Origin of the sequence: Bartonella mastomydis (assembly GCF_900185775.1) — a bacterium.
Lineage (GTDB): Bacteria > Pseudomonadota > Alphaproteobacteria > Rhizobiales > Rhizobiaceae > Bartonella > Bartonella elizabethae.
In genome coordinates, this window is the sequence record NZ_LT883138.1 from 1131461 (window position 1) to 1150567 (window position 19107).

Genomic DNA, 19107 nt, shown 5'->3' on the forward strand with positions numbered 1-19107 from the left:
TCACCCCTAACACAAGCAGCTTGAGTTATTTAGCGTCAATTTTTCATCACTGCATTTTATTTTGTATCACCTAGGAAAGTCTTGAACAATCAACCTCCCCACAAATAAACCAACGATCATACAACCCCAGCAAAATATAACAATGCAGCACCAGCTCCCTCTAAAAGCCATTTTGCATTCATCAATAAACATGAATAAAATATTCATTACTTATGATAACGTCCACGGCATTAACGGAAATAAAATACCTTTTCTAAACCCTTTCAAATGCCAAACACTGTCATAATATTTTAGGACTGACAAAGTGTGTATGATGGTACCAGCTCATTCCTTCATAAGCGTAAGATAGTGATGCTCAATAGCTTCGCTGTTATACCATTCACCACCACCGTCGAAAATGAGCTGAGGGGCGAAATGTTTTTTAAAGAAGGCATGTGAATTAGCAACCTAATGGTATCCTGCTTTATAATAAAATATCGTCCTTATCGAACTCCAGATACAGGAGGGTTAAGATATTACACTTTTTTTGCATTTTTTTTATTCCCAAAAGTATACTTTTGTCATTTTGAAGGCTAACAAAAATTAAAAAATCATTACTATTGTATCGTTTGTATGCTTCAATTATCTTATACGATAGAATTTTATAATTGCACATTTATGAAACAATTCGATGGTTATCCTAGTCGATCAGTGGCCCTTATGACAGAAATTTTACCAATTTATCGACAAAAACACCCTTCAAGATGATCATTGACAATCCCTACAGACTGCATAAAAGCATAACAAATCGTGGGGCCAACAAATGTCCAACCGCGCTTCTTTAAGTCTTGAGAAAGACGAAGAGAAGCTGGAGTGATGGGATTTGCTAACAATGTTTGAAAATCTATCTTTTCATAACGCTCCGATTGTGGTGGCTGAAAAGACCAGAAATAGTGGGACAAACTCCCCCACTCAGTTATAATTTCCTGCACTCTCAAGGCATTATTAAGCACTGAACGAATTTTTCCTTGATGACGAACAATGCCTTTATTCTGCATCAACATTTGCACCTTTAGCGCATCGTAATGAGCAATCTTTTCAAAGTCAAAATCATCAAATGCAATGCGAAAAGAAGAGCGTTTTTTTAAAATCGTAAACCAAGAAAGCCCCGCTTGAAAACCTTCAAGACAAATTTTTTCAAACAGAGGAATATCCTCAAAAATAGGTTTTCCCCATTCGTTATCATGATAAGCGCAATAAAGAGGATCCGTTCCTGCCCATGCGCAACGAACTTTTCCATCCACTCCCTTAAGAAGACCATCGGCAAGCATAATCTTCACCATATTAAAAGAGTGTTCCTTGATCATCGCTTGGCGACTTTATCTTCCTATGTTTTGAACGTGTCGGAGAAACAGGCTCTTTTGTTGCAACACAGATATCTCCATCAAAAAAGCGTAAATTTATTTGTCCACTTTCCGGAAACTGTGCCAACCGTTTAATAGGTTTATGATCTTGCCCCAAAGCCAAAACAAAACCACGCTCTAAAATATTCTGATAAGAAGTGCTTTTTAAAAGCCTACATGCCAACTCTAACGCCGCACGTTGTTTTTCTACACTGCGCATAAAAGCACGATGAAGACGTGCTGTATATTCCTTTGTGTGGCGTTGTGCTTTTTCACTCTTTAACAAACGTGGCGAAAGACGGAAGTGAAGAGCATGAAAAGAAAAACGTTTTTTATCGTAGCTCGCACAAAGAGCACGCTGTAATCGACTTGAAATTTCATCAAAACCACGCCGCGGTAGAGCAAAAAGTTGGTCGACAGTGGGAAGACCTCGTCTGGCTGCACGCAACTTTTGTTGATGAAAATCAAAAGAACGTGCAAGTCCTTTACGCAAACGTGCCCCAAGTGATGCAACACTTACTTCAAGATCAAGCTTAACAGGAACAGCCTTTTCTGCGGCTCCTGTAGGGGTTGGAGCACGCCAATCAGCGACATAATCAATCAAAGTCCAGTCTGTTTCATGCCCAACAGCAGAAATAACAGGGAGGTCAGAAGCATAAACAGCACGAACAACAGCTTCATCATTAAACCCCCATAAATCTTCTAAACTTCCCCCTCCTCGTGCAACAATAAGCAGATCAGGCTTTGGAATAAGCCCTCCTGAAGCAAGTGCATTAAAACCTTCAACAGCAGCAGCCACTTCACTCCCGCTTGTTTCTCCCTGCACACGAACAGGCCAAACTAAAACATGCAGCGGAAAACGATCAGAGATACGATGAATAATATCGCGAATAACAGCCCCTGTTGGTGATGTTACAACCCCTATAATCCGAGGCATATAAGGCAAAGGCTTTTTCTTTGCTTCATCAAATAAGCCTTCTTCTGCAAATTTTTTTTTACGATTTTCAAGAAGAGTCATCAAAGCACCAACCCCTGTTGGTTCAAGAGCCTCAATGACAATTTGATATTTCGATGACCCTGGATAAGTTGTAAGCTTGCCCACAGCAATAACTTCCATCCCTTCTTCAGGAGGAAATTTGAGCTTTTCCATCACGCCGCGCCAAATAACAGCTTCCAACCGCGCCTTATCATCTTTTAAGGCAAAATAAGCATGACCCGAAGCATGAGCACCGCGATAACCCGAGATCTCTCCACGCACCCGTACATATCCAAACTTTTCTTCCACAACACGCTTTAAAGCGCCTGCTATTTCGGAAACAGTAAATTCCGCAACATTCGTTGCACTTGTCTTTTCACCAAACAAACCTACCATTTTTTAATTCTTTACGCCCGTTTCTGTGAATCTTTTTAAAAAAACGCATCTTTAATTTTTAATATAGCTTTACCCAATGTCCGTAACACCAATAAGCAAATAGTGTCCACCCTTAACCTCTCACGCCGATGATCAAAACCATCAAGGCTAAAAACATGGAGATCAGCTGATTGTTGCATCTAGAATTTTATCAATGAAGGTTTAAATATTCAATCTCAACATCCATAAAAATTTAATGAGAAAAAGAACCTCTTCTCTAAAAGAGCTCTCTCTTTAGAAAGCCCTTCCCTATACAATAGATCGGTTTGTTAGCGATAAACTTCAACGTTTTGCAAAGCTTTTAAACCACACGCAAAACGTCGAAGCTATCATGATTGTATTTTTCTATTTTTCCAATAAAAATTATTTTTCAATGGAAGCATAAAAAATACGCGGTGCACCATTCCACACCCATTTTTTGACATCAGGTGTCATAGCGACAATATTATATGTCTGATAGATAAAAGCATAGGGTCCTTTTTGCATAAATTCACGCTGTAAATCAGCATACATTTGTGCCCGTTTCTGTGGATCTCTTTGAAAGAGAGCATCTTTTACCTTTTTATTCATATCTTCATCCAAATAGCCATGGCACCAACTAGGATAACCTGTGTTTTTAGCTTCAAACCGATTGTCAGGGTTTAAAATAAAACGTGCAGCCATTGTATGAGGATCGGAAGAAGAGTTATTCCATCCTATAAAAATGGTATCAAAACTGCGGGCATAAAGTTTTGAAAACAACTGCGTCCCGATAAAATGTTCAATCTTAAAGCGTACACCCACCTTTTTTGCATTGTCCTGAATAGACTGAGCAATAGGCAAAGCAAAAGGGTAAGGAGATTTTCCTGCAAAAATATTAGCTTCAAAACCATCTGGATACCCTGCTTCTGTTAAAAGCTGCTTGGCTTTTTGAAGATCAAGTTTAAAGGGTTGCCCTTCTTTTTCATCCAAAGCCCCAAAATTACCAAGAGGAATAAAGCTTGCCCGTGGAATACCCACATCTTTAAGAAGAGTCTTTCCTAAAGTGTCATAATCGATAAGATAGCGCATTGCCAAACGCACCTTTTCATTGGCAAAAATAGGATTTGTTACATTGAACCCCCATACGATCAGAGATGGAGCCAATATTTTTTCCACCTTAATATCTGTTGTTGCTTGGAGATCGGCTATATTTTCTGGTGTTAAATTACGAGCCACATCAATATCGTGTTTTTCCAACAACAAACGTTGTGTACCAGGCTCTGCAATATGCCGAATGAGAATCTTCTTCAATTTGGGTGCCTCTCCCCAATAATGGGAACTTGCCCGCAACAAAATTCCTTCTCCAGGACGCCAACTTTCTAACTGATAAGGACCAACACAAGCAGCATGACTTGCCAAATAGCGATTTCCCATATCACCATCTTGTTCGTGTTTCATAAGTGTCTCACGATCAAGTAAAGCAACAGTACGATTAGTAGAAATATTGCTCAGAATAAGCTCTGCTGGATAGGGTTTATCAAATTTCATCACCACAGTCTTCTCATCGGGTGCTTGAAAAGCCTCATCAACATTTTTTTCTGTGATACCATATTCATTAAAAGTTGCCGCATTAGACAGTTTCAATTTGACAACCCGCCTCATCCCCCAAACAAGATCACGAGCACCAGCAGGTCGACCATCATTAAACTTTAAATCATCGCGCAAATGAAAAGTAATGACTGTACTCTGGTCATCGCTTGCAACATCCCAACTCTTTGCCAAAGAAGGAACGATTTTAGTTCCATCATTTTTAGCAGAATCGACCAAATTGTCACAAACATTGACAACAATTTCAGCGCCATACCGGTCATTGAGCTGCGCAGGATCAAAATTACTAATCGCATCAAGATCCCAAGCCATCACGAGGGTATCGGCCGGTGTTTTGGCTGCAACTTGTTGCACTAACATCCCAAACGCAATAATTGCAGAGGCAAAAGAACTGCTTCCTTTGAATATTTTTCTTTTTAAGTTCATAGATTTTTCCCCTTAGAGTTTATTATATAAATTTTTCACGCCATAAAAACGTGCATAAATAAAAAGTTCAAACTTAGAAAACACACCTCCTAAAGACAAAATATCAAGCCCTTGAAACAGCAGGAGCAGCCCCCTAAACGATATTGGTAGCTAAAACAAAAGAGACAACGGAAAATGATCTGATAAACGATGAGTGACACCACAAATGACAGCGTCTATTGGTGATGTCACAACACCTGTAACTTTGAACATACAAGCCAAAGATCTTCTTTATCGCATCAAACAGAACTTCTACTTTAAAAGCCTTTTGTGATTTTTCCAAAAGAGTCTTCAGAGCACCAATTTTGGTTGCTTTAAAAAAACTCAATCACTCTTTGATCCTTTGACAATCCTCACAAGTATAGTTTCCAACAATGCCCACCCCTCTCCTTCCTAACAAGGAATTTGAGTATTTTCACGACCCCATACAAAGGACAATCCCAGCATCTCATCATTTTTTAAGGAAAGACGATAAATTTGAAGCATTCGCTCCACAATAACCTCATATTCCCCCAACGCACCTGCATATAACCCAATTTTTTCTCAACAGCACACTTTAAGGTCCCCGCTTTTTCTAAAAAATACTAAATTCTGCTTATATTCAGTATGCCCACTTCTTGAATAAACAAATTTATTATTTTTTACTTCACTTAAGATTGAAATCTCCAATCCTAATACCTATATATACACATTTAATAAAAATTCATAGCCCTTCTTTCAAGAAGAGTATGTGAGAATTATTCTGTAATGCATTTTACCGATAAACTCCGATATTTTGCAAAGCCTTTAAGCCCTGTGCAAAACACCGAAGATATCATCATCACATTCATTGTTGTATGTTACAACATTTAAAACGTGTTTATTTTTCAATGGCATTATAAAAAATACGTGGTGCACTATTCCACACCCATTTTTTAACATCAGGTGTCATAGCGATAATGCTATATGTCTGATAGATAAAGGCAAATGGTCCTTTTTGCATAAACTCACGCTGTAAGTCAGCATACATTTGTGCCCGTTTCTGTGGATCTTTTTCAAACAATGCTTCCCTTACCTTTTTATTCATATCTTCATCAAAATAGCCGTGGCACCAACTAGGATAGCCTGTATTTTTAGCTTCAAACCGATTATCCGGATTATAAACAAGACGTGAAGCCATTGTATAAGGATCTGCAGAATCGTTATTCCATCCCATAAAAATTGTATCAAAACCTCGTGCATAAAGCTTTGAAAACAACTGTGTCCCCACAAAATGTTCAATCTTAAAGCGCACACCTATTTTTTTTGCATTATCTTGAATGGACTGAGCAATAGGCAAAGCAAAAGGATAAGGAGATTTTCCTGCATAAATATTAGCCTCAAAACCATTTGGATACCCTGCTTCTGTTAAAAGCTGCTTGGCTTTTTGAAGATCAAGTTTAAAGGGTTGCCCTTCTTTTTCATCCAAAGCACCAAGATTTCCAATGGGAATAAAGCTTGCCCGTGGAATACCCACATCTTTAAGAAGAGTCTTTCCCAAAGTGTCATAATCGATAAGATAGCGCATTGCCAAACGCACCTTTTCATTGGCAAAAATAGGATTTGTCACATTGAATCCCCACATGATCACAGATGGAGCCAACACTTTTTCAATCTTAATATCTGTTTTTGCTTGGAGATCGGCTATATCTTCTGGCATCAAATTACGGGCCACATCAATATCGTGTTTTTCCAACAACAAACGTTGTGTACCAGGCTCTGCAATATGACGAATGAGAACCTGTTTTAATTTGGGCGCCTCACCCCAATAATGGGAACTTGCACGCAACAAAATTGCCTCTCCAGAATGCCAGTTCACTAACTGATAAGGACCTACACAAGCAGCATGACTTGCCAAATAATGATTTCCCATATCACCATCTTGTTCATGTTTCATAATTGTTTCACGATCAAGCAAAGCAGCAGTACGCGTAGTAAGAATATGCCCAAGGATTATCTCTGCTGGATAAAGCTTATCAAATTTCATCACCACTGTCTTATCATCTGGGGCTTGAAGAGTAGAATCAACATTTTGTTCTGTAATTCCATACTCGTTAAATATTGCCGCTGCAGACAATTTTAATTTAACAACCCGCCTCATACTCCAAACAAGATCACGAGCACCAGCAGGTCGACCATCATTAAACTTCAAACCATCACGCAAATGAAAAGTAATGACTGTACCCCCGCCCTCATTTGAAACATCCCAACTCTTTGCCAAAGAAGGCGCTATTTTTGCTGCATCATCTGTTGCAGAATCGATGAGGTTATCACAAATATTGGCAACGATTTCATTGCCATAACGTTCATTGATCTGTGCAGGATCAAAAGTCTCAATTGAATCAAGATTCAAAGCCATTACAAGAGTATCAGCCGGTGTTTTGGCTAAAACTGGTTGCACAACCATCCCCAAAGCCATAAGAGCAGAAATAAAAGGACTGCTCCCTTTTAATATTTTTCTTTTTAAATTCATAGATTTCTCCCTTTAAAAGTTATTGTATAAATTCTCCATGCTACAAAGATGCACAAAATAATAAAATGGGATGAACCATAGGCTCTAAAAGATAAAGTTTTAAAACCCTTCACTCCAAAACCTCTTAAATATCATCAAGGCACTCCCCCTATTGGCTCACGTACCTTAACAACAAAAAGCCTTCATAATAATTTGAAACATCGGTAAAACAGAAAAATTCGTCAATTTGCCAAGTGCAACGACTTTTACTCTTTCTTCAAGTTTTTGCTTCACTCCCTGTAAAACAATACCTCCCAATGGGCATCTCATCATCTTTTCAAAGCAAAAGAAAACACGGACACCATAAAAAAGCTGATATTCATCACTGCCCACAAGACACTTCCATAAAGAATTTTTTCTTCAACACTGCAAAGCCTTTTATCCTTTAGAAATAATAAATTATGCGGCATTGGTTGTGATTTTTTTCAGAAAAGAAATTGCCTCTTTCCCATTCAGAAAAGTTAAAATATTCAATCTTAACAGCCATGCAAACACATCCTCAATGAGAAGAGAAAATCTCTCTTTACAGAATGTCTTGAAAAGGCATTCAACAACACACGCACTCCTCAGCCATAAATTCGGCGTATTGTAAAGCTCAAAAACTTATGCAAAACGCCGAATATATTATGGCTATGCTTTTTATCTATTTGACAGCATTAAAGACCCACTTATTTTTCAATTTTATTATAAAAAATTTGTGGTGCGCTATTCCAAACCCACTTTTTGACATTAGGTGTCATCCCGATAACAGTATATTTCTGGAAGATAAACGCATAAGGTCCTTTTTGCATCAATTCACGTTGTAAATCAGCATATATTTTGGCCCGTTTTTGTGGATCTTTTTGAAATAAAGCCTCTTCAACTTTTTTATTCATCTTCGTATCAAAATACCCATGCTGCCAACTAGGATAGGCTGTATTTTTTGCCTCAAACCGATTATCCGGATTATATATAAGACGTGAAGCCATTGTATGGGGATCTGCAGAATCATTATTCCATCCGACAAAAATCGTATCAAAGCTACGTGCATAAAGTTTGGAAAACAACTGTGTCCCTGCCAAACGCTCAATTTTAAGATGTACCCCCGCCTGTTCTGCACTATCTTGGATTGATTGAGCAAGGAGCAGCCTATAAGGATCATTTGAAACGAGGAAATTGGCCTCAAATCCGTTCGGATAACCAGCCTCTGCTAAAAGTTTCTTGGCTTTTTGAATATCAAGCTTAAAAGGCTGCCCTTCTTTTTCATCCAAAGCCCCAAGGTTGCCAAGAGGAATAAAACTTGCCCGTGGAACACCAACACCTTTGAGAAGCTTTTTACCAAGACCTTCATAGTCTATGAGATAGCGCATCGCCAAGCGTACTTTTTCCTTCGCAAAAATGGGATTTGTCATGTTGAAGCCCCAATACATCATGGATGGCTCTAACACTTCCTCGATTTTAACATCTGTGGTTTTTTTCAAGTCTGCAAGATCTTCAGGGGTCAAATTACGAGCAACATCAATATCATGTTTTTGCAACAATAAACGTTGTGTTCCAGGCTCTGCAACATGACGAATGAGTATCTGCTTTAATTTTGGTGCTTCCCCCCAATAATGGGCGCTTGCACGCAACAAAAGAGCTTCTCCAGGGCGCCAACTTTTTAACTGATAAGGACCAACACAAGCAGCATGTGTTTTTAAATACTGATTGCCCAGATCGCCATCTTTTTCATGCTTCATAATGGTTTTACGATCAAGCAAAGCTGTCGCAGGACTTGCAACAATATTATTAAGAATAAGCTCTGCTGGATAAGGCTTATCAAATTTCATTACCACTGTTTTTTCATCAGGCGCTTGCAAAGCATCATCAACATTTTGCTCTGTAATGCCATATTCATTAAAAATTGCTGCATTCCCCATCTTCAATTTAACAACCCGCTTCATGCCCCAAACAAGATCATCGGCGTTGGCTGCTCTCCCATCATTAAACTTTAAACCATCACGCAAATGAAAGGTAATCACCGTACTGTGATCATCCCCAGAAACATCCCAATGCGTTGCTAAAGATGGAACCATTTTAGCAGGATTATCTGTCGCACCACTCACCAAATTATCACAAACATTGCGAATAATTTCACTTCCATAAACATCTGTGAGTTGCGCGGGATCAAATGTACTAATTGCATCCATATTCCAAGCCATCACAAGAGTATTCGCCGGCGTTTTTGCTGAAGCCTGTTGTGCAACCACTCCAAGGACCATAAGAACAGAAACAAGAGAGCCGCTACTTTTCAATATTTTTCTTTTCAAGTTCATAGACTTTTCCTTTTAACGTTTATTGTATAAATTCCCCACGCAATAAGAACGTGCAAAATAACAAGATTAGATGAACCATAGGCTCTAAGAAACAAAGGTTTAAAAATTCAGACAACACTCCTTGACTAACCACTCCTCCTGCCACCCTTATAAGCTATCCCCTCCCATATGCACCAAAAGACAATTTAATATACAATAAAATGGTAGAACCGATAACAAAATCTACTGATGATATAAAAACATTCACCCTTGAAAACTATAAAACAGAGATTTTTTCTCTCTTGTCGAGCAAGCTTATCTCTTCTTTTCTCTTCCAGTGTTTTTTCCCTCATCAAAATACACCCCTCTGTTAGTGCCAGCACCTTAATAATAACGAGCCTTAACAAAAATTTGATCTTTCAACAAAACAGGAAAATTCACCCATTTTTCAATATCAAACACCTCTCCGCCTTCTGCAAAAGGAAGCTTTGAATTCCCCGCTCAATAACAAGCTCCTCATTATATCTTATTTCAAAACAAAAAGCGCATGAGCACCGCAACCCCCTGATATTTACTCACGTGTTTATACAGCACAAAACTTTTTTCAACATCCTATTTTAATACCCCGCTCCTTTAACAACACTCAATTCATTGCTTACACTTTTCAGCAAAAAGTATCTTTTCAATTCACTAAGGTTGAAATATCTAAATATAACCCCTATATAAGCACAGCATTATCAGAATAGATAGTCTTTTTTAAGTAAATTGCTTGGAAATATTATTTCTATACACGAAATAATAATAAGTCCGTTACAAAATCTTCAACGGATGAGAGCTTTCACTCTGATGCGAAACATCAAAATGTTATAAAAATTCCCTTACAAGTCCTTAGAAAAAAGGATTTTTTTATTTAATAAAAGAAGTCCCCTGAAAATAACGCAAGAAATAATAAAAATACGCGTATATTTCAACGACCGGCATCGATATTACACCAGTACAAAGGTGGTAAAAAAATAAGAAAACATTTTTTCTTTATGATAATAATATCACTGTCCAATGATAATATAACAAAAACACTAGAGATTCGAAAGTATATTTAAATGAGCCGAAAGAAAAAATTGTCAAATTCTTTTTATGTATTTCTTAAAGAAACATTCAGTCGTGTCAGTCTAAAATTACTTATCCTTTCATTCTTCATGGGTATTGTAATGAAATTTTTTGGATGGACACCTCACAACCTCATACAAAAAATATTAGATTTTCTTCACTCTTTATGGGGAACAGGATTTATAACGCTTAAAAACTTCTTCCACATAACCATGATGGGCGCTATTATTGTTGTGCCTATTTTTCTCATCTTACGCATTTTTCATAAAAAATAGACGCCTTAAATATTTTTCTTGGGTGTTAGTCTTTCCGAAAAATCAAACGACATAAAAATCCTGTGCTCACAGCGATAATCACCGCAACAATACCATAGAGGAAACGATACTTGTGTGCTGCATAGAAAATTGTATAAGCAATATGCGCTTTAACAATTTCAAGAGTCGTTGTTGCACTATCAATAAACTGCCCATCACGAAAAAGATAAGCACGAGCCTTATAATGCCCAACAGGAATATTGGCAGGTAAACGAAAATGTGCTGTGAAAAGTTTATCAGAACCAAAACGAACACCGCCGACTTCTTCATAATAAAGATTTTTAGCTTTTTGCAGTTTTGTAAGTTCATCACGAAAGATTTGTACTTTTTTCTGATCCTTTTCATCTGTCTGTAATGGCAAATAGGATACCCCTAACCCCAAACGTTTATAATCTTCGATGCTAGTAATCTCATCAATTTCACGCGTTGTAACCATAGAGTAAAAAAGAGGAACATTTTTAAAAATAAGGGAATCCGTATTAACCCATACACCGGCATTGCGTTTTTTTTCCCGCATGACCATTGGCCGAGTTTGTCCTTCCAAGCTTACAACAACATCATAACGGTTCTGTTGAGAATATAATGGATCAATATTTTCCAAAACACCAGCAATATAAAGATCACGACCAGCAAAATTTGTATCCACCGTAATCGTATTCGTTGTGACGATAATTTGCACAGTTTCGTGATCAACTTGATCAATGAATGTTTCTGTCGTCCCAACATGTGACCATGTAGAAAAAGAAACAAAACAAAAGCAACCTGCAATGAAGCATAAAGAAAATAATCTACCCATTTTTATCTCATAAGAATATCCAGAGAGAAAAGATTATCAGGGCGTACAAATAATTGAAAAGCAAGACGCATACACACAATCAACACCAAACATGCAAGAGCCATACGCAATTGTTCAGCCTTTAACTTCCGTCCAGCCCGTGTTCCATATTGTGCACCAATACTTCCTCCAAGCATTAACAAAAAAGCCAAAACAATATCAACGGACTGATGAGTCATACTTTGCAAAATTGTCGTGAAAGAAGACACAAATGTAATCTGAAAAAGTGAAGTCCCTATCACAACACTGGTTGGAACACGCAAAAGATAAATCAATGCAGGGATCATAAAGAATCCCCCACCAATTCCCATAATAGAAGACAACAACCCCACAATGAGACCAATCCCTAACACTGGAATAATGCTGACATAGATCATAGATGTTCGAAAACGCATTTTTAACGGTAAACGGTGAATCCAGTTATGTCGATGTCGACCTGCAAGACGAACATTGGCTTTCCCTAACCTACGCTTGCGCATCATATCATACCAACTTTCAACAATCATCAAGCTTCCTATACTTCCAAGAAGAATCACATAAAGAAGCGAAATCATGAGGTCTAATTGACCTAATTTTTTCAAAACAGAAAAAATCTGAATTCCAATTAACGAACCAAGCCCTCCTCCAATCGCCAAAATAATACCAAGTTTGATATCAAGAGTCCGTCGTCTAAAATGTGTAATTGCCCCCGTTACAGATGATGCAATCATCTGATTAGCGCCTGTTCCAACAGCAATAGCAGGAGGAATATTATAAAAAATCAATAAAGGCGTGATGAGAAAACCACCCCCAATGCCAAAAAGACCTGAAAAAAAACCAGCAACGACTCCCATACCAATTAAGATCAGCATATTGAGTGACATTTCAGCAATTGGTAAATAAATACTCACTGGCAGAACCTTTAAGATAATTTGAGGCTTTTTAGCAATTGGAGAGTCTTTCTCCAACTCTCCCTTTTCCAATAATCTCTGTTGCGTGTTTATAAAGGATAATTTGAATTCCTATAACTTTTGCACAATTTACGAATGCGCAATATATTTCACATCTATTAACATCAACAGCGTAAAAATTAAAAAAAACGAGTTCCTTTTAAAAAGCTATAAAAACATAACGTTATCGCCCCCATAAATGCAACGGTTAAAAAACAAAGGACACTTTTTTTTATAAAAACAGATAAAAAAGAGACATGTCTGCGAGACCGCGCCTTTAAGGGAGGAGAAAAATCATTCTCCATGCAATGATGAGATACTGAGCAATGGTTAGATGCTGGAACCCCCATACTTTTTTCTTCTATCACAGTGTGCTCCGCTGCTCCTTCAGTCTTTTTAAAAGAAGACTTCAGAGCATCCCTTGGCAAAAGGGCCTCGCTTGGCAAAAGTGCATCACTGGATAGAGAGCTTTCATTTTCTTGCGGCAAGGCATTTTCAACATTTGTTTGGCATGGTGTTATACTGTTTTGTCTTGAAAAATTTTGCACCTTTTGAAGGAATAAGCGTTCTTGATTTCCCTCACATTCCATATGAGCAAGTTTCTGCACAACGGAATCAGATGATTTTGAACGAGACACCTGTCGTGTTATTGCTGCTTCTTCTAAGCTTTTTTTTTCACTCTGCAAACTTTGAATAAGTGTTTTAATCTGCTCTAAAGACTCAAAAAGTCTTTTTTCCCTTTGGCGACGAATATAATATTCAGCCAAAATGGCCCGACTAATATCATCTAAGTAAGATTTAAAATGTTCCTCGACAGCCCCCTGCTGTTCCAAAGGACGAGGTGAGTGTTTCATTTGCATTTGTGCATAAACAGTGCGTAATTTTTGAGCAATATCCGACATTGTTACTTCCACAGGCGTATCCACTCTCGTATCCATTCTCCCCTTCTGTTCAATAAAAGAAGAGAATTGATCACTCCGAACCTGATTGGCTGCTTGGTCGATCGTATGACCCTTCGTATTCACAAATGCTTACCCCTCATTAACCTTTTTGAAAAGAATCACAAGAAATGATGAGAAAGTATGCGCTATTTTAGTAAATAGAGCTTTAAGAACTCCCAATTTTTTTGTTAGAAATATTTTTTCCCCAATCTTTATCTACAATATTTGCTTAATATTCACTCCAACTATTTGAAAGAAAGATCTTTAATTTTTCTACCCTCAAAATTTGAAGCGTAAAACCATTCCCCATTTTTATTTTTTTCACTTATTTTTCATTGCATAAAATCTCTATTCCTCATCATAAACAGAGTCTATAAAACGAAAAAAGAATATTCTTACAAGACTGATTATTTTTTTACTTTTTATTCAAGCAAATAAGGCAATTATAAAAAGGCAAAAGAGATGACGATTGAAAATGACGACAAGAAAGTACAAGTAAACATAAAAAAGCTTATATGAAAGAAAACACAAGTTATCAATGAGATTTCATTCTAAACAATTTGGTTTCTTATGAAGATTGCTATAAACTTGTGACCAGACAAACAAAGAGGATCATCATGAAGATAATTGTCGCTGTCAAACGTGTTGTTGATTATAATATCAAGATACGCGTCAAGCCCGATAATACAGGTGTTGATCTATCTCATGTAAAAATGTCTATGAATCCCTTTGACGAAATCGCCGTGGAAGAGGCAATTCGCCAAAAAGAATCTGGTAAAATTTCAGAAGTTGTTCTTGTTTCAATTGGACCAGAAACAGCCCAAGAAACTTTACGAACAGGACTTGCCATGGGGGCTGATCGCGCCCTTCTTGTCACAACAGATCAAACACTTGAACCCTTAAGCATCGCTAAGGTTCTCAAAGCCATTGTTCATGAAGAAAAACCCGACATGGTCTTTTTAGGAAAACAAGCAATTGATGACGATAACAACCAAACTGGACAAATGCTCGCCGCTCTTCTTGGTTGGGGACAGGCAACTTTTGCCTCACATCTTAACATAGAAAATGGATATGCTACCGTTACACGTGAGGTTGATAATGGAACACAAACCCTTTGTCTTCCTCTTCCCATGGTTATGACTGCCGATCTACGGCTCAACGAACCGCGTTACACCTCTCTCCCCAATATCATGAAAGCAAAAAAGAAAAACATTGAACAAAAAACTCTTGCTGATCTTGGCATCGATACGAAAGCGCGCTTGGCAATTTTAAGTGTTGAAGAGCCCAAACCCCGTCAGTCTGGGATTAAAGTGGCGAATGTCGCAGAGCTTGTCAGTGCACTCAAACAAAAAAGCTGCATTTAATATTCTCTAGAGTAAAAGCAATACTCAACATAAAAGGGTAAAAATTTATGGCAATTCTTTTATTAGCCGATCATAATCCAGAAGAAACCGCAAAAGTTCTCACTGCAGCGCACGCTCTCAAAAGCGATGTCGATATTTTGGTTTGCGGAGAAAACATTCAAACGATAGCGGAAAGGAGTGCTAAACTTAATGGTGTGCGGCAAATTCTTATTGCTGAGGCTGACTATTTAGCTCATCAACTTGCCGAGCCTATGGCCGATACGATTATCGCATTAGCCAATGATTATGATGTGATCATGGCGCCATCCAGTAGTACTGGAAAAAATGTGATGCCCCGCGTAGCTGCTCTTCTTGATCTTATGCAAATTTCAGATATTACCGCTGTTCTTTCACCCGATACCTTCAAACGTCCCATTTATGCAGGCAATGCAATTGAAACTGTCCGCAGCAATGATCACAAAAAGATTATCACCGTTCGCACAGCCTCTTTCCCACCAACGCCTTCTCAAAATAATGCTGCCCCCATTAAAACAATAACACCAGCACCTAATCCCAATCTTTCTTCTTTTGTAAAAGCAGAAACCAACAAAAGTGATCGTCCTGATCTTACCTCAGCACGTGTTATTATCTCAGGCGGGCGTGGTCTTGGTTCACAAGAACAATTTATGGACCTTCTTCTTCCCCTTGCAAACAAATTAAATGCTGCTTTAGGTGCCAGCCGCGCAGCCGTTGACGCAGGCTATGCTCCCAATGATTGGCAAATTGGACAAACAGGAAAAGTCGTTGCCCCAAAACTCTATATCGCTGTTGGCATTTCCGGTGCAATCCAGCATTTAGCCGGTATAATGGATGCACAAATTATTGTTGCCATTAATAAAGATGAAGAAGCGCCCATCATGCAAATTGCCGATTACGCCCTTGTCGGTGATCTCCACCAAATTATTCCAGAATTGGAGAAAGCTTTATAAGCTATGAATACTTCTCAGCATCTTCAACAGAAAGAGATGAAATTTCACAAAATGATTGTTCAAACAGAAAATCGGCACTAATAGAACTTTTCGCCATGCAAATCGTTGTTTTACCTCTTGTGGGCAATCCACGCCAAATTGTTCCAGAATTGGAGAAAGCTTTATAAGCCATGAAAGCACCTCTGCATGACCAGCGTGAAAGTATGGAGTTTGACATCGTCATTGTCGGAGCAGGTCCTGCAGGGCTTTCTGCTGCCATTCGTCTGAAACAAATTAATCCTGAGCTTTCTGTCACAATTGTTGAAAAAGGGTCTGAAGTTGGAGCCCATATTCTTTCTGGCGCCGTTGTTGACCCCATCGGTATTGATACACTCTTGCCGGAATGGAGAAGTGATCACGACCATCCCTTCACAACCCCTGTCACCCGTGATCAGTTTTTTTTTCTAAAGCCTCAAAAAGCGACACGATTGCCCAATATCTTGTACCCCAAAATCTTATCCAATGACGAGTGTTATATCGTTTCACTTGGGAATGTTTGCCGCTGGCTCAGCAAAAAAGCCGAAGCACTGGGTGTAGAAATTTATTCAGGTTTTGCTGCAACAGAAACCATCCAGAATGAGAACGGAGCCATCATTGGTGTTCTCACCAATGATATGGGACTTAACAAAGATGGAACGCTTGGAAAAAATTATATGCCTGGTATGGCATTATTGGCAAAATATACACTAATTGCGGAAGGCGCACGCGGCTCTATTGCAAAACAACTGATACAGCATTTTAACCTTAGCAAGAATCGTGAACCCCAGAAATTTGGTCTCGGTCTCAAAGAGCTCTGGGAAATTGATCCCGAAAAACACCAACGCGGTTTAGTGCAACATTTCACCGGTTGGCCCTTAGACAATCATACCGGTGGGGGTGGTTTTCTTTATCACCAAGAAAACAATATCATTTCTATCGGTTTTGTTGTGCACTTAGATTACAAAAATCCTTATCTTTCTCCCTTTGAAGAATTTCAACGTTTTAAAACCCATCCAAAATTCTATGAAATCTTCAAAGGGGCAAAACGCCTTTCCTATGGAGCGCGTGTGATCAGTGAAGGAGGATGGCAATCTGTACCAAAACTCACCTTTCCTGGTGGAGTGCTTATTGGCTGCTCGGCTGGCTTTGTCAATGTTCCCCGTATCAAAGGATCACACAATGCCATCTTATCGGGCATATTAGCCGCCGATAAAATTGCTACCGCTCTCGCACAAGGTCGTGCCCACGATGAAGTTAAAGAAATCGAAGAACAATGGCGAAAAGGGCCCATCGGTAAAGATCTTTATAAAGTGCGAAATGCCAAACCGCTATGGGCAAAATATGGGACAAAATATGGAATTAAACTTGCCGGTTTTGATATGTGGTGGCAACAACTGTTCGGATTTTCCTTATTTAAAACACTCTCCCATGGTAAGGAAGATTATGCCTGTCTTGAACCAGCAGAAAAATTTCACCCCATTGCTTACCCAAAGCCCGATGGTATTATAACTTTTGACCGCCTTACAAGTGTTGCCCTTTCCAATACGCACCATGAAGAAAATCAGCCTTGTCATTTAAAAATAGCCTCTTTAGAAAAACAAAAGGACTCCGAATATGCAATCTATGGAGGACCTTCTACACGCTATTGCCCCGCCGCTGTTTACGAATGGCTAGAGTCTCATGATCATCTAACGTATAGGATCAACGCTTCAAATTGCATACATTGTAAAACGTGCGACCTCAAAGATCCAAATCAAAACATCACTTGGACCTGTCCACAAGGCAGCGAGGGTCCCTTCTACCCCAATATGTAACCTCCCCCCAATATCATCATTGTTTGTTCTCCTAAAATTGAAATAGACAAAACGCAATGAATCAAAATATTTTCCTTCAAATCAGAAGTCTATCAATCACCTTCATGCATTAAGCTCTTTCACGATACAAAAAGTTATTCTCTTGTGAAGTGATCAACGATTTCAGCAAGGAGTTTCGAGCAAATAAGCCGTTGTAATGATAAAAATCTGCTGGTAAAAAGTGAGAAAAAATAACTTATGAGTACGGATAAAAATCTTATTGTGGTAAGGAAAATTTGATGAAGAGAAAAGAGCATGTGTGAAAAAGCATATTTTATAGGTACGCATGCTTATTCGGCCCCCATCATAGAGCCAGGGCTTTATCTTGTAGCAACGCCTATTGGAAATCTTGCAGATATTACGCTTCGTGCTTTGCAAGTGCTGGCAGGTGTTGATATTCTAGCGTGTGAGGATACACGGGTAACACGTATTTTGTTGGAACGATACGGTATTCAAAAAAAAGCTTTTCTCTATCACGAATATAATGCGCAAAAAGCAGGCCCGAAGCTCTTAGCGGCTTTAGCGGAAAACAAAACGGTAGCGCTTGTTTCAGATGCGGGAACACCGCTTATCTCTGACCCTGGATTTCGATTAGTTGAAGAAGCCCGTAAGGGAGGTCATAAAGTTATTCCGATCCCTGGAGCCTCCGCTCTTTTAGCTGCTCTGATACCGACAGGGCTTCCGACCGATAGCTTTTTCTTTGCAGGTTTTTTGAGTTCCCGCAAAGCACAGCGTCAAAAACGATTGGAACAATTAAAAGAGATTCCAGCGACTTTGATTTTTTATGAAGCACCACATCGACTTGTTGAAACTTTACAGGATATGGTCGCTCTTTTTTCGGCGGATAGACCTGCCGCCATTTGTCGTGAATTAACCAAAAAATTTGAAACCGTAGACGTTTCTAATTTGGGAAGTTTGTTGGAGAGTTATAAAAAACAGACACAGATTCGTGGGGAAATTGTTGTGCTTGTTGGAGAGTCATCATCTTCTTGCTTAAATGTAATAAGTGATCAAGAAATTGATGAAATGTTATTAGAACACGCACAAACACATTCCGCGGCTCAAGCCGCAGCTTTGGTTGCAAGAAAGACTGGGTTTAAAAAGCAAGAACTTTTTCAGCGATTGATTTTTTTAAAAAATGCGTAAGA

At 38.7% G+C, this 19107-nt stretch carries 15 protein-coding genes; 5 read left to right on the top strand and 10 right to left on the bottom strand.

All coding sequences use genetic code 11. The annotated features are described in order from the left end of the window. Positions 1-719 precede the first annotated feature (719 nt). From FJG96_RS08140 to FJG96_RS08165, 6 genes are all read right to left on the bottom strand, one after another. Positions 720-1346 carry a DNA-3-methyladenine glycosylase I gene (locus FJG96_RS08140; RefSeq protein WP_139413507.1) on the bottom strand — a complete coding sequence of 209 codons (627 nt, stop codon included), beginning with the start codon at positions 1344-1346 and terminating at the stop codon, positions 720-722. Beyond that, positions 1324-2754, bottom strand: a complete 1431-nt coding sequence (gene xseA / locus FJG96_RS08145) for an exodeoxyribonuclease VII large subunit (RefSeq protein WP_139413508.1) — start codon at positions 2752-2754, stop codon at positions 1324-1326. The genes FJG96_RS08140 and xseA overlap by 23 nt, the downstream gene beginning before the upstream one ends. Before the next feature lie 402 nt (positions 2755-3156). Next, positions 3157-4788 (bottom strand): ABC transporter substrate-binding protein, encoded by a 1632-nt coding sequence (locus tag FJG96_RS08150; RefSeq protein ID WP_139413509.1) that lies wholly within the window; start codon positions 4786-4788, stop codon positions 3157-3159. Positions 4789-5686: 898 nt separating this feature from the next. Then, the gene (locus FJG96_RS08155; protein WP_139413510.1) at positions 5687-7318 is read right to left on the bottom strand and encodes an ABC transporter substrate-binding protein; all 1632 of its coding nucleotides are present in this window, start codon (positions 7316-7318) and stop codon (positions 5687-5689) included. 165 nt (positions 7319-7483) lie between these two features. Beyond that, positions 7484-7690, bottom strand: coding sequence for a hypothetical protein (locus FJG96_RS08160; protein ID WP_139413511.1), 207 nt, complete (start codon positions 7688-7690; stop codon positions 7484-7486). Positions 7691-8025: 335 nt separating this feature from the next. Continuing rightward, positions 8026-9651 carry an ABC transporter substrate-binding protein gene (locus FJG96_RS08165; RefSeq protein WP_139413512.1) on the bottom strand — a complete coding sequence of 542 codons (1626 nt, stop codon included), beginning with the start codon at positions 9649-9651 and terminating at the stop codon, positions 8026-8028. A 1079-nt stretch (positions 9652-10730) separates the two neighbouring features. On the opposite strand from FJG96_RS08165, the gene FJG96_RS09145 reads away from it, so the two are divergent. Beyond that, positions 10731-11012 carry a DUF6460 domain-containing protein gene (locus FJG96_RS09145; RefSeq protein ID WP_026500923.1) on the top strand — a complete coding sequence of 94 codons (282 nt, stop codon included), beginning with the start codon at positions 10731-10733 and terminating at the stop codon, positions 11010-11012. A 25-nt stretch (positions 11013-11037) separates the two neighbouring features. Here the strand turns inward: FJG96_RS09145 and FJG96_RS08175 are convergent, their stop codons facing one another. From FJG96_RS08175 to FJG96_RS08185, 3 genes are all read right to left on the bottom strand, one after another. Continuing rightward, a complete protein-coding gene (locus FJG96_RS08175; RefSeq protein ID WP_139413513.1) occupies positions 11038-11847 on the bottom strand; it encodes a TIGR02186 family protein in 810 nt (269 codons plus the stop codon). Between the two features lie 2 nt (positions 11848-11849). Further along, entirely contained in the window at positions 11850-12776 is a 927-nt protein-coding gene (locus tag FJG96_RS08180) for a sulfite exporter TauE/SafE family protein (RefSeq protein WP_139413646.1), read from the bottom strand. A gap of 179 nt (positions 12777-12955) precedes the next feature. Beyond that, entirely contained in the window at positions 12956-13840 is an 885-nt protein-coding gene (locus FJG96_RS08185; protein ID WP_139413514.1) for a hypothetical protein, read from the bottom strand. Positions 13841-14373: 533 nt separating this feature from the next. Between FJG96_RS08185 and FJG96_RS08190 the strand changes: the two genes are divergently transcribed. Beyond that, the gene (locus FJG96_RS08190) at positions 14374-15120 is read left to right on the top strand and encodes an electron transfer flavoprotein subunit beta/FixA family protein (protein ID WP_139413515.1); all 747 of its coding nucleotides are present in this window, start codon (positions 14374-14376) and stop codon (positions 15118-15120) included. Positions 15121-15167: 47 nt separating this feature from the next. Beyond that, positions 15168-16088, top strand: coding sequence for an electron transfer flavoprotein subunit alpha/FixB family protein (locus tag FJG96_RS08195; protein WP_139413516.1), 921 nt, complete (start codon positions 15168-15170; stop codon positions 16086-16088). 1 nt (position 16089) lies between these two features. Here the strand turns inward: FJG96_RS08195 and FJG96_RS08860 are convergent, their stop codons facing one another. Next, positions 16090-16260, bottom strand: coding sequence for a hypothetical protein (locus FJG96_RS08860; RefSeq protein ID WP_180338253.1), 171 nt, complete (start codon positions 16258-16260; stop codon positions 16090-16092). On the opposite strand from FJG96_RS08860, the gene FJG96_RS08200 reads away from it, so the two are divergent. Beyond that, on the top strand, positions 16259-17920 hold the full coding sequence (locus tag FJG96_RS08200) for an electron transfer flavoprotein-ubiquinone oxidoreductase (protein ID WP_139413517.1): 1662 nt from the start codon (positions 16259-16261) through the stop codon (positions 17918-17920). The two genes, FJG96_RS08860 and FJG96_RS08200, sit on opposite strands and share 2 nt — an antisense overlap. Positions 17921-18214: 294 nt before the next feature. Then, on the top strand, positions 18215-19105 hold the full coding sequence (gene rsmI / locus FJG96_RS08205; RefSeq protein ID WP_139413518.1) for a 16S rRNA (cytidine(1402)-2'-O)-methyltransferase: 891 nt from the start codon (positions 18215-18217) through the stop codon (positions 19103-19105). The last annotated feature ends 2 nt before the right edge of the window (positions 19106-19107 follow it).

Coding starts and splice junctions, on each gene's coding strand:
- rsmI (WP_139413518.1), top strand. CDS start 18,215: ATGTGTGAAAAAGCATATTTTATAGGTACGCATGCTTATTCGGCCCCC.
- FJG96_RS09145 (WP_026500923.1), top strand. CDS start 10,731: ATGAGCCGAAAGAAAAAATTGTCAAATTCTTTTTATGTATTTCTTAAA.
- FJG96_RS08195 (WP_139413516.1), top strand. CDS start 15,168: ATGGCAATTCTTTTATTAGCCGATCATAATCCAGAAGAAACCGCAAAA.
- FJG96_RS08200 (WP_139413517.1), top strand. CDS start 16,259: ATGAAAGCACCTCTGCATGACCAGCGTGAAAGTATGGAGTTTGACATC.
- FJG96_RS08140 (WP_139413507.1), bottom strand. CDS start 1,346: ATGATCAAGGAACACTCTTTTAATATGGTGAAGATTATGCTTGCCGAT.
- FJG96_RS08165 (WP_139413512.1), bottom strand. CDS start 9,651: ATGAACTTGAAAAGAAAAATATTGAAAAGTAGCGGCTCTCTTGTTTCT.
- FJG96_RS08175 (WP_139413513.1), bottom strand. CDS start 11,847: ATGGGTAGATTATTTTCTTTATGCTTCATTGCAGGTTGCTTTTGTTTT.
- FJG96_RS08190 (WP_139413515.1), top strand. CDS start 14,374: ATGAAGATAATTGTCGCTGTCAAACGTGTTGTTGATTATAATATCAAG.
- xseA (WP_139413508.1), bottom strand. CDS start 2,754: ATGGTAGGTTTGTTTGGTGAAAAGACAAGTGCAACGAATGTTGCGGAA.
- FJG96_RS08155 (WP_139413510.1), bottom strand. CDS start 7,318: ATGAATTTAAAAAGAAAAATATTAAAAGGGAGCAGTCCTTTTATTTCT.
- FJG96_RS08860 (WP_180338253.1), bottom strand. CDS start 16,260: ATGGCTTATAAAGCTTTCTCCAATTCTGGAACAATTTGGCGTGGATTG.
- FJG96_RS08150 (WP_139413509.1), bottom strand. CDS start 4,788: ATGAACTTAAAAAGAAAAATATTCAAAGGAAGCAGTTCTTTTGCCTCT.